The organism is Sphingomonas sp. MMS24-J45 (assembly GCF_044881195.1).
Classification (GTDB): domain Bacteria; phylum Pseudomonadota; class Alphaproteobacteria; order Sphingomonadales; family Sphingomonadaceae; genus Sphingomonas.
On record NZ_CP173255.1, the window covers coordinates 2,871,606 to 2,883,442 of the forward strand.

Annotated in this window: 8 protein-coding genes; 2 read left to right on the forward strand and 6 right to left on the reverse strand. The window is 63.2% G+C overall.

All coding sequences use genetic code 11. The annotated features are described in order from the left end of the window. Positions 1–20 precede the first annotated feature (20 nt). The 3 genes from AB5I39_RS13955 to AB5I39_RS13965 form a co-directional block, all read right to left on the reverse strand. Entirely contained in the window at positions 21–1,721 is a 1,701-nt protein-coding gene (locus AB5I39_RS13955; RefSeq protein WP_404368023.1) for an SPASM domain-containing protein, read from the reverse strand. 58 nt (positions 1,722–1,779) lie between these two features. Beyond that, complete coding sequence (locus AB5I39_RS13960) at positions 1,780–2,937, reverse strand: saccharopine dehydrogenase family protein (protein ID WP_404368026.1); 1,158 nt, start codon at positions 2,935–2,937, stop codon at positions 1,780–1,782. 114 nt (positions 2,938–3,051) lie between these two features. Further along, on the reverse strand, positions 3,052–4,863 hold the full coding sequence (locus AB5I39_RS13965; RefSeq protein ID WP_404368029.1) for an ABC transporter transmembrane domain-containing protein: 1,812 nt from the start codon (positions 4,861–4,863) through the stop codon (positions 3,052–3,054). Between the two features lie 151 nt (positions 4,864–5,014). Here AB5I39_RS13965 and AB5I39_RS13970 point away from each other — a divergent pair, with 151 nt between their 5' ends. Then, on the forward strand, positions 5,015–6,247 hold the full coding sequence (locus tag AB5I39_RS13970) for a polyhydroxyalkanoate depolymerase (RefSeq protein WP_404374165.1): 1,233 nt from the start codon (positions 5,015–5,017) through the stop codon (positions 6,245–6,247). A 393-nt stretch (positions 6,248–6,640) separates the two neighbouring features. Here the strand turns inward: AB5I39_RS13970 and AB5I39_RS13975 are convergent, their stop codons facing one another. After that, positions 6,641–7,816: a S1 family peptidase gene (locus tag AB5I39_RS13975; RefSeq protein ID WP_404368031.1), complete on the reverse strand. Its 1,176-nt coding sequence runs from the start codon at positions 7,814–7,816 to the stop codon at positions 6,641–6,643. A 117-nt stretch (positions 7,817–7,933) separates the two neighbouring features. Between AB5I39_RS13975 and AB5I39_RS13980 the strand changes: the two genes are divergently transcribed. Then, a complete protein-coding gene (locus tag AB5I39_RS13980; protein WP_404368033.1) occupies positions 7,934–9,178 on the forward strand; it encodes a hypothetical protein in 1,245 nt (414 codons plus the stop codon). 214 nt (positions 9,179–9,392) lie between these two features. Here AB5I39_RS13980 and acsF read toward each other — a convergent pair whose 3' ends face one another. Together acsF and AB5I39_RS13990 are read right to left on the reverse strand one after the other, a co-directional pair. Continuing rightward, complete coding sequence (gene acsF / locus AB5I39_RS13985; RefSeq protein ID WP_404368036.1) at positions 9,393–10,463, reverse strand: magnesium-protoporphyrin IX monomethyl ester (oxidative) cyclase; 1,071 nt, start codon at positions 10,461–10,463, stop codon at positions 9,393–9,395. A gap of 141 nt (positions 10,464–10,604) precedes the next feature. Further along, entirely contained in the window at positions 10,605–11,783 is a 1,179-nt protein-coding gene (locus AB5I39_RS13990; protein ID WP_404368039.1) for an acetyl-CoA C-acyltransferase, read from the reverse strand. Positions 11,784–11,837: the final 54 nt, after the last annotated feature.

Below are 11,837 nucleotides of genomic sequence, written 5' to 3' on the forward strand. Positions count from 1 at the left end.
GACCGCAACGCTAGCGCAGATCACTGGCGGCGTAGGATAATCGCCTCGCCGCCAAGCGCGGTTCGTTCATTCAGCCGGTACTGCCCCTGCGCACTGAAACCAAGTTCCGCGAGCGCGTTCGCCTCGATCAGCGGCAGATCGAGATCGTCGCGGAAGCGGGTGCGGCCAGCGGCGCACAAGGCGATGACGCGCTCCGGCATACCGTGCGCCTCGCGGATCGCTTCGTGCAGATCGAGCAGCGTGAAGCCGCCCGGCAAGCTGTCCGAGGGGAGCTTCTGTTCGAAGCTCCGCGTGCGCCAATTCGCCACGTCGTAGAGATGGGCTATGGCCCGGCCCAGGCGCTCGTCGCGAAGGGTTTCGAGGAACGCGAGATGCAGCGGGTGGCTGGTCGCGCCGACATTCTTGCGCTCATAATCCTGCGCCAGATGTCCGCCGGTGTTCTGCATCATGTAGAGCCGCACGCTGTCGGCGCCGAGCGTCTCGGCGAGATCGACCAGTGCTGGCATTTCGTGAAAATTGTCGAGCTGGATCGTCGCGTTGATATGAAATTCGCGGAATTCGTCCCGCGCGCGCTTTGCCGCGATGAACTGCAAATTGGGCAGCAGTTTCGCCCAGGTGCCGGGGCGCCGGATTTCCGCGTAGACCCAGGGCGTGCACGAATCGATCGAGACGTCCACCTTCGTCGGATATTTCTCAAGGCCGCGATATTGCGCCCACCGCGTCTCGTTCAGCAGCAGCGCGTTGGTATGGAGATTGAGTCGCGCGTCGAGATCGTGGTCGGCCATGTAACGCAAGATCGAGCGGTAATGCGGGCTCGACCACGGATCGCCCTGGCCCGACACCGAGATCAGCACTTCACCCTCGGCATTGAGCAGCGGCTTGAACACGTCGCGCTCGATGATTTCGAAGCGCCGTTCCTGTTCTTCGTCCGCCACCTCGATTCCGCCGCGGCACGACGGGCAGGCGAGGTTGCAGGTGACGTCATGCGCCAGGAATAGCCAGCGCGGGCCCTTGGTCAATTCGGTGACATTTTCGTCGATGATATGACGCAGATCGGGGTCGGTCACCGCATCGCGCTTCGGCAGCACGTCATCGATAATGAAGCTGCAGCGCTGCTTGTTGCAGTGGCGATAGCTGCCGTCGAGGATGCTGGCGCGCATCGCCTGTGCGGCCTCGCTGTTCCAGATTTGCGCGAAGCTCTGCCCGTCGAGGCTGCCGAGCCGCTGCTCTGTCCAGATCGAACAGCACGGCGCGACGGTGCCGTCCATCAGCGTCTCGAACTTCACGAAGGGGCTATCGCAGAAGCGGTCCGACAGATCGGGGGAGGGGCCGTCCTGGCCGTGGCGCTGGACGAAGAACTGCGCACCGGCGATCTGCGGGCAATGCGCGGTTTGCGTGGCAATCCCGTCGAGCAGCGCGAGGCCAGTTGCACGATCGCCGTCCAACGCGCGCAGGATGCCCAGCAGAACCGTCAGCGCCTTGAGGACGGTGCCGCTCTGTTGTCCTATCAGTCGCTCGGTCAGACCGCGCAGGTCGGCGATCTCGCCCGGGGACTCCGCGCTCAACAGCTGCCAGATTTCAGGATGATCGAGCCCGTCTTCGAGATGTGCGACTACGTTTTCGAGTATTTGGAGATAATCGGGTGCGGGCGGCGCCGCGGGCGTGGCGACCCCGTCGGCGTCATCCGCTGCCCCCATCTCGTTCTGATGCCCGAAATCCATCACGCCCCGCGCTCCGCTCTATCCCCTCCCTTTATAGGCGGGCCGCGGGGAGGGGTGCTTATCCCGCCCGGAAGGTCAGCCCGGCGCGCGCCTGCAGCCGGTCGGCCAGCACGCGGCCCATCAGTGCGCCGGGCGTCCAGATGCCGCCATCGCCCGCCACATCCTCGACCAGGCACAGCGCGGTCTCGGCGATCATCTTGCTGGTCGATCCGTAGCCCGGGTCCTTGTCGCCGGTGACGACGCAATCCAGACGCTCGCCGCCCGGGCCTTCGCCGATGAACAGCAGGTCGTAGAAGCCAGCGTCGCGTTCTTCCTTCGACGGGCCTTCGCCGGGCTTTGGGCCCTTGTCGCTGGCCAGCGGATTCATCTTGGCGATCGCCTCCGCGGCCGCCTTGCCCATTTCACCGAGGCCGGGCGCGACCATCATTTCGTCATAGACGAAGTCCGCGCCATAGCTTTGCCCGGTCAGGAAATTGGTGCGGTGCACGTTCTTGGTATTGATCGGCGCCATGATGAACGGTGCGACCCATGCCTCGATCGTGCGGTCATATTCGGGGAGCAGGCCACTCGGCTGGTGCGGGCCCTTGAAACCGGGGGCGAGCGCGAACGGATCGGTGAGGTAGCCGATCAGCGTGGGGTTCTTCGCCGCGGCGGCGAGCGTCGCCTTCAGGCTGGCTGCGGTGCCGCCGGAGAACCCGCCCTGCATTTTCCGCACGCGTCCCTTTACCCGCGGCACGGTGTGGCCGAACTTGTCCTTCGCCGCGTCCTGCAGCGTCAGCACGCCGAGGTCGAATGGGATCGAATCGAAGCCGCAACTGAACACGATCCGCGCGCCGGATGCCTTGGCGGCTTCGTGGTGCGCGTCGATCATCTGGCGCATCCACGCCGGTTCGCCGCACAGGTCGACATAGGCGGTGCCGGTCTCGGCGCAGGCGGCGACCAGGTCGCTGCCGTACAGCTGATACGGGCCGACGGTGGTGAGCACGACTTGCGTGCGCTGGCATAGCGTGCGGAGCGAGGCGGGGTCGTCCGAATTGGCGGTGACCAGCGGGGTGTCGGCGGGCGCACCGATCAGGTCGCGCACTTCCTCCAGCTTTGCTTGCGAGCGCCCTGCCATCGCCCAGCGTTTTGCGCCGGTCTGTGCGAGATATTCCGCCACCAGCCGACCGGTGAAGCCGGTTGCGCCGAATACGATGATGTCGAAGTCGCGTGCCATCTTATTATCCCCTCCCGCTTGCGGGAGGGGGCAGGGGAGGGCCCGTCCGCTTGCGATGCGCTTGATCATGCCCTCCCCCAGCCCCTCCCGCAAGCGGGAGGGGAGTAAGAAAGGCTAGGCAGCCTCGCTGAACTGCAGGCTGGCGAGGCGCGCGTAGAGGCCGTTCTGATCCACCAGCGTACCGTGCGAGCCGCTCTCCACGATCCGCCCGTCGCTCATCACGATGATGCGCTCCGCCGCGCGGACGGTGGCGAGGCGGTGGGCGATCACGAGCGTGGTGCGGGTCGACATCAGCCGTTCGAGCGCCTGCTGCACCAGCCGCTCGCTCTCGGCATCGAGCGCGCTGGTTGCCTCGTCGAGCAGCAGGATCGGCGCATCGCGCAGCAGCGCGCGCGCGATGGCGACCCGCTGCCGCTGACCGCCGGACAGGCGCGCACCGCCCTCGCCGAGATAGGTGTCGAGCCCCTCGGGCAGTTTGCGCAGGAATTCCGCAGCGTTGGCGGCTTCGGCGGCGGCCCACAGCTCGTCGTCATGCGCGTCCCAACGGCCATAGCGCAGATTGTCGCGGGCCGATGCGCCGAAGATCACCGTCTCCTGCGGCACCATCGCGATTCGCTTGCGAACCTCCGCCGGATCGGCCTCGCGCAGATCGACGCCGTCGATCAGCACGCGCCCGGCATCGGGGTCGTAGAAGCGCTGGATCAGCTGGAACAGTGTGGTCTTGCCCGCACCCGACGGGCCGACGATCGCCACGGTCTCGCCGGGAGCCACCGACAGCGAGAAGTCGTGCAGCGCGGCCACATCGCGCCGCGTGGGGTAGCGGAACTCGACATGCTCGAACGCCAGCGTGCCGCGCGGCGGGACGGGCAGCACAGCGGGCACCGCAGGCGCGCGGATCTCGGGCTGTTCGTTGAGCAATTCCGCCAGCCGTTCCGCTGCGCCCGACGCGCGCAGCAGGTCGCCATAGACCTCGGTCAGCGCGGTGAAGGCGCCGGTCACGAGCCCGGCGGTAAAGATAAAGGCGGTCAGCGAGCCGGCCGACAGCCTGCCCGCCGCGACATCGGCGAAGGTCGACCACATCAGCAGGGTCACCGCGCCGAACAGGAGTCCGATGACCAGGGCGGTCATGATCGCGCGGATCGTGATGCGACGCTTGGCGGCGACGAAGCTGTTGTCGACCGCCTTGCCGAAGCGTTCCGCCTCACGGCGCTCCTGGCCGAACGCCTGCACCACCTTCATCGCGCCGAAGGTTTCGACCACCATCGCGCCGATATCGGCGATGCGGTCCTGGCTGGAGCGCGAATATTTCCGCACCCGCCGCCCGAGCAGGACGATCGGCAGCACCACGATCGGGATGCCGATGATCAGCAGCCCGGCGAGCTTCGGCGCGAGTGCGAAGAGCGAGACGATGCCGCCGATGCCGGTCAAGGTGTTGCGCAAAGCGACCGAGACGGTGGTGCCGACCGCGACCTCGATTTGCGCGGTGTCGGAGGTGAGGCGGGAGGCGACCTCCGACGGGCGGTTCTCCTCGAACCAGCGCGGGGCGAGCGTCAGCAGGTTGGATTGTACCGCCATGCGCACGTCGGCGACGGTGCGCTCCCCCAGCCACGACACGAAGTAGAAGCGCAAGGCGGTCGCCACCGCGAGCACGCCGACCACCGCGAACAGGCCGTAGAAGATCGTGTCGATATGATGCGTGTCGCTGGCGCCGTGGGTGAAGCCCTGGTCGATCACCGACTTCACGCTCCACGGGATGTAGAGCGTTGCGGCCGAGGTGGTGAGCAGCGCCGCCAGCGCGATCAGCAGTTGCGCCGGGTAGCGCGACGCAAAGCGCCAGATCATCACCAGGCTGCTGAGCTTGCGTTTTTCGGGCGGCGTCGCGGCGGCGGCGGCTTCGATTGGGGCGGCGGGTTCGATATCGGCCATCCGGACCGCCTAGCAGGCCGGGGGCAAGCCTCAATCGGCAACGGTGCTAACGCGAAACGATTGGTTGCCGTTTACCGCAGTGCGGCATAAGCTTAAGCGAACCGTAATGCTCCGCCGCTATGGTGGCACCTCGATAATTGGAATGTCCGGTATGCTGTACAGTGCGTATGAAATGCAGAAATCGATGTTGGCCGGTGCAAGCGCGATGGCGGATTTCAGCGCGGAGCTGTTGAGCAACCCGGCCAACCCCTTCGCCTATTTCGGCGGCGGTCAGATTCTGAGCTCGGCGCTTGAGGTATTCGCCCATGCCGCCGCACCGCGCGGCAAGCCTGAGTTCGGGCTGCACTCGACCACGATCAACGGTGCAGAGGTCGCGGTGACCGAGGAAATCGTGCTGCGCAAGCCGTTCGGCCAGTTGAAGCGTTTCGTGCGCGCTGGCGTGACGGGCGGGCCGAAGCTGCTGATCGTGGCGCCGATGTCGGGCCATTACGCCACGCTGCTGCGCGGGACGGTCGAGCGGATGCTGCCGTTCGCGGATGTTTACATCACCGATTGGCGCGATGCGAAGCTGGTGCCGCTGTCGGATGGCACGTTCGATCTAGACGATTATGTCGATTATCTGATCGAATTCCTGGAGAAGATCGGCCCGAACGAAGGGCAGGGCGGCACCCATATGCTCGCCGTGTGCCAGCCATCGGTGCCGTGCTACGCCGCAGCGTGCCTGATGAGCGCGGACAAGAATCCGTGTCGGCCCAAGACGCTGACTATGATGGGCGGGCCGATTGACACCCGCAAGGCGCCGACTGCGGTGAACACGCTGGCGACCGAGCGGCCGCATAGCTGGTTCAGCCAGAACGTCATCGCGACGATCCCGGCGCAATATCCGGGTGCTGGTCGCCGCGTATACCCCGGGTTCCTGCAGTTGGCTGGATTCATGTCGATGAACCTCGGCAACCACATGATGAGCCATTACGAGATGTTCAAGCATCTGGTGCAGGGCGAGGATCTGGAAGCCGAGCAGACCAAGGATTTTTACGAGGAATATCGCTCGGTCTGCGACATGACCGCCGAATTTTATCTGCAGACGATCGACGTGGTGTTCCAGGATCATGCCCTGCCCAAGGGCGAGATGCTGCACCGGGGCCGCCGCGTCGATCCGGCGGCGATCACCGACATTGCGATCCTGGCGATAGAGGGCGAGAAGGACGACATTTCCGGCCTCGGCCAGACCAAGGCCGCGCTCGACATTGCGACCGGCCTGCCTGCCGACAAGAAGCGTTATTACATGGCCGAGGGCGCGGGGCATTACGGTATCTTCAACGGCTCCAAATGGCGGACGAAAATCGCGCCGGTGCTGGAAGAATGGATCGCCGCGCACGGGTGAGGGGTGCCCCGAAAGTTGCGAAAGTTGTGCCCGCAAGGGGGGGGCGCGGCGCGGGCGGCTGCGAAGATTAGGCCTCGCGCGGTAATAAATAAACCCATCGCTGCGCTGCTCCCGGTTTGGCCGGGGGGGAGGCGATCGTTTGCCCGCGTTAAAGTCAGATGGATCATGGCGGCAAGGGTGCGTGCCTCCTGCCCGGCGGCTTGCGTGCCGACCGGCGATTTCAAAGAGCTTTGCCGAGGATGGCAGATGCGGGGTGTGTACGACGGGGAAAAACTTATGGAAACCGGAGAAAGCTGCGTTCCAACCTGTACGGCAGCCGTCCCGTGGGCGATGCAATCCGGTATCGTCGGACCAGTCTAGGCGATAGCGGACTTTTCCGGATCGGCGGGTCGCCTAAATCCCTTGCGAAGCGATCCAGGCTCCTATCGGTCCATCCACACGAACGTAGATTCCGCCGTCGCCACATCTACGTGCCCCTGGGACACCGACAGCGCGCGATGTAGCAGCGGCAAGGACCTGCCCATTATTCCCATCGGACACGAAAAGCGGCCCGCCGCTGTCGCCATTGCACGTATCCTTGTTCAGCGCAGGGGCCCCGGCCACCAGTTCGATGCCAGCGATACATTGATAGTAAGCGGCATCGGACTTCGTGCCGATGGTCGTGGAAACGTTTCCCAGGCAGTCTGGTGTTGCGACAGGAAGATCGACCATCATTTTGTGTCCAACCGTGCCTGCCTCGGTGCGGCCAAAGCCCACCGCGCGCATGAACTGTGCCTGGTTGATTTGCGCCGACGTGGCCAATTTTACCGGTACCACGGCTGCATCGAAATCCCGGTCAACGAACATGAGCGCGACATCGGCGGCGTCACCGTCTGGGCCGCCGCACGGCTTCATGGGAACGCTGCGTTCGATCTTATAGCCGGGCTGTGAGTCGTCGAGCGTATTGCCCACATATACGGTGGCTCTAACACCTCCGCAGTGGCAGTGCTGCGCGGTCAGCACTGCTCTCTTGCCGATCACCGTTCCGGTGCACAAATTTGTGCCGCCGACAATGACGACTGTATTCAGATACAGTGAGGTCGGCAAACCACCCCAGATGCGATCACGTAAAGATGAATGGCCAGTTAGGGCAAGGAAATTATGCTGATATCGCGGGTCGATATCTAACAAAGACGGCGTAGGAGGCGGCGATACAATATCCTTAATAGGGTTGATTGTTTCGCCTACCGGAGTTCCCCCAATAATGGCCTTTGTTGCCCTGTCTTTATATTCAGCAAGCGCATTTGGTGACTTCGAAAGGGTGTCTCTATAAGATGCGTTTAGGGTAGCGCGATAAATCTCTAAGAATTCTCTGCCTTTAAGTCCTTTGTTTATAGATTTTGTATATTTATCTGCAATCTTAGACGCCTGGCGTTGCACATCGTTGATACCTGGGCCGGCTGTATCCACAGGCGTCGCGGATTGCGCACTCACATTCTTTGAACAAAACAATAAAATCATGATTATAATAACATGAGGTGTGATCTTCGCCAGGCCCCGCATCCCAATCCCCCATGCAAGATGACTCATACTGCGTAATCATGCCGTTGGCGGATGTGGAGAGTCAATTACGTATCATCAGAATGGTTGGTAGAACACATCAAGGCATATTGTTTGCAGAATGAGTCGACATATGCCGATTGATGTGTGATCTTTATTTTTCTGTTGGGGAGGGGGATGATGCGAAAAATTAAATCGGCTCAAATAGTTGCTGTAATTTTGGCCGCGATGGTTTCAACCGGAACGAAGGCGGCACAAGACGATCCAAATGCTGCCACTGTCGCGGAAACGGCCCGACTCAGTTCCGAGACGGCGTTAATTAATGCGCGAGCAGCGGAAAAGAACGCCGAAGCGGCACTGACCAAAGCCAAAATAGATGCACTGGGCCTGCCGAGTTTCAGTGGGACGACTAGCCTCGGAAGCGGCGCGGGTAGCATCGAAGCTACAATTTTAGCCACCGCCGCGTTGAATAAGGCTGCCGAGTATATTTCTCTTAGAAAGCCAGGGCTTGGAGTAGGAAAGGGATATCTCGTGCTCGCTGGCGACGAGAGCGCACGTTTTGACTTGCTGGGCACTGTGCGTGCGCAGCTCGACGGGCTACGCCAGGCATTCAGCAACGCCGGTATCAACGCGAGACCGTCGCCAAATCGCCTTACTCCACAAATGGCGGTTGCTGCCGTTTCGGCGGTCGCCGGGCTGTTTCGAGCGGAGACTACAGTCTCCGGCATCGATATGACAGCTCTCACGCCGCGTGCATTGGCGACGGCCACGACCCAACGACTCGGCAACGCGTATCTGCTATCTGTACCGACGTTCCCAGCAGATGAGATGTTGGACGATGGTAAAGACTGGGCCGGTCAAACAATTCTTCAGCGTGTCGATACGCTGTCGGGCCTCCGCGAAGGCGCGGTGACCGCGCGTAACGCGCTGCCCAAAGAGCCGAAGGGGGCTCAAGCGACGAAGGCCGCTCGGCTTGATGCGGCGGTGTCGCGTTTCGACGCGTTCCTCGCCAAGGCCACCAGTCCCGATGACAAGGGCCTCGTGACCATAGCGGAAGCAGCGCGCCAGGAGCGGCTAAAGGGCAAGATCGGTTCGATCTTGCGTGTTGATCTAGATAAAGCTGGCGGAAGCATTGTTAATACCAAGAACATTGCGACAACCTTTGGCGTTGATCCGGTGAAAATCAGCGGCGGTCTGATCGCGAGCTATTCCTACACGGATCCGTCTGACGGGCGCGTACAAAGCGCAGGTGTACTTTTTTGTCGTACCACACTCACGGCGTTGCGTCATGTTCAGGAGGGGGGCGGAATTTACCGGCAGGCAGAACGCGTATTTCTGCCGATTGTCACGAGCAGTTCTGAGAAAGCAGTGTGGTTCGGCGAACTCCCGTGAAGAAAGCGTACGGCATGATCGCCAGAAAGGCGGGGTCGGCCTAATGTCGCCGCCCCGTCCAACCCGCCGCACCACGCGGCGTACAGCACCTCGAACAGCCGACCTAGCCGCCGCTGATGCCCATCATGACTACGACGTAGTCGAAGGCGCCGTGCTTGTATTCGATCAGCGCGCGGTTGGCCGTAATGCCACTCGAGTGGCCGCGCTGGAGCCTTTACCACACCGCGGGTGCCAGGATCCTGTCGGGCGGGGGATTCTCTTTGGTCGGCAGGACGTATAGCCGCAGGAAGGCCCAGGCCGTCGCCGCGATGGCGGCCGTGCGGGCCAGTGTGCGGGTGATCCCGCGTTGCTGCCGCGCTGCCTCCAGCCGGACCGAGGCGCGCCGTAGCGCCTCCATGCCTGCGCGGAAGCGCGGGGAGTCGGTGTCGAGCAGGATCGGAAAGACCTGCCGGCTGATCGCGGTGCAGGTTTCGAACACGCGATAGTCATAATCGGTGATGTCGAGCCCCATCGCCTTGTGCAGCGCGGGGCGCATGTGATCCCGGCAATACATGGTCGCATAGACGGAGATCAGGAAGAACCGGATCCACAGCCGGTTGATGCCGCGTGTCAGCCGTGGGTCGGCGCGGATCAGCAGGGCGATCGCCTCGCCATGGCGATACTCGTCGTTGCACCATTCCTCGAAACGGCTGAACAGCGGATGGAAGGCGTGCTCGGGGTGCCGCTGCAAATGGCGGCAAATCACGATGTAGCGCGCATAGCCAATCTTTTCAGAAAGATAGGTCGCGTACAGGATGAATTTCGGTCGGAAATAGTGATAGGTCTTGGCCTTGGTGAGGAAGGACAGGCTGATCGGCAGGCCTGCGTCCTTCAAGCTGTCGCGGATGAAGCCGGCGTGGCGGCTTTCGTCGCGGGTCAGCAGCTTCATCAGGCGGCGGATCTCGGGGTTGGTGGTGCGCCGCGCGATCTCCGAATAGAAGATGCAGCCGGAAAATTCCGACGTCATCGAGGAAACCATGAACGAGACGAATTCCTCGCGCACGTCCGCCGGAAGCGTCTCGACGATGCCGGTGAACGGCTCCTTCTTGCGGAAATGCAGTCGGTTGGGGTCGGCCTCCATCACCGCCAGCAATTCGTCCCACTCGGCGCGGACCGGCTCCACGTCCAGCCGATCGAGCGCGGCGAAATCGGTGGTGTAGAAACGCGGGGACAGGATCGTCTCGTCAACGATCTGGCGCTTCAATCCTTCGGTGGTCGGCATGGCGGTCAGCGCGGCAGCAGTCATCGGCCCCTCCTCCTCAACGCGGAGAGTGTGCCGCAGGGGAAGGGTGCGGCACTTTGATCCGAGTCAAATGGCGTGGGCCGGACGCAGAAAGGGCGGCACCGGTTGCCCGACGCCGCCCTTTCGCTTCTTAGTGGCGATCGATCAGAGGACTTCGAACAGCCCGGCCGCACCCTGGCCGCCGCCGATGCACATCGTGACGACGACGTACTTCGCGCCACGGCGCTTGCCTTCTATCAGGGCGTGGCCGGTCGCGCGGGCGCCGGTCATGCCGTAGGGGTGGCCGATCGAGATCGCGCCGCCGCTGACGTTGAGCAGCTCGTTCGGAATGCCGAGCTTGTCGCGGCAATACAGCACCTGCACCGCAAAGGCTTCGTTGAGCTCCCACAGGCCGATATCGTCCATCTTCAGGTTGAAGCGTTCGAGCAGCTTGGGGATGGCGAACACGGGACCAATGCCCATTTCGTCGGGCTCGGTGCCCGCGACCGCCATGCCGACGTAGCGGCCGAGCGGCTGAAGGCCGCGCTTCGAGGCGAGCGATTCCTCCATCAGCACGCTGGCCGAGGAGCCGTCCGAAAGCTGCGACGCATTGCCGGCGGTGACGTTCTTGCCCGGGCCCATGACGGGCTGGAGCGACTGCAGCCCCTCGAGCGTGGTTTCGGGGCGGTTGCCCTCGTCCTTGGCGAGCGTCACCTCCTTGTAGGTGACTTCCTTGGTTTCCTTGTTGGTGACGGCCATCGTCGCGGTGGTGGGGACGATTTCGGCGTCATAGTAGCCGGCGGCCTGGGCGGCGGCGGTGCGGCGCTGCGATTCCAGCGCGTATTCGTCGCAGGCCTCACGGCTGATGCCATAGCGTTCGGCGACGACTTCGGCGGTGCCGAGCATCGCCATATACACGTCCTTGTGCATCGCGATCAGCTCGGGATCGGCGGCGACGCGCATCTGCGGGGTCTGGACGAGGCTGATGCTCTCCACGCCGCCGCCGATGGTGATGTCCATATTGTCGGTGATGATCTGCTTGGCGGCGGTGGCGATCGCCATCAGACCCGACGCGCACTGGCGATCGACCGACATGCCGGGGACGGTGACGGGGAGGCCGGCGCGCAGCAGCGACGTGCGCGCGATGTTGCCGGCCTGATGCCCCTGCTGCAGCGCGCAGCCGAACACGACGTCGTCGACCTGGCCGCCCTCGATCCCGGCGCGCTCGACTGCGGCCTTGATGGCGTGCGACGCGAGCGTGGGGGCGGGAGTGTTGTTGAACGCGCCGCGATAGGCGCGGCCGATCGGCGTGCGGGCGGTGGAGACGATGACGGCGGAACGCATGGGCGGGTTTTCCTTTCAAAGCGTCACCCCAGCGAAGGCTGGGGTATCAATGGG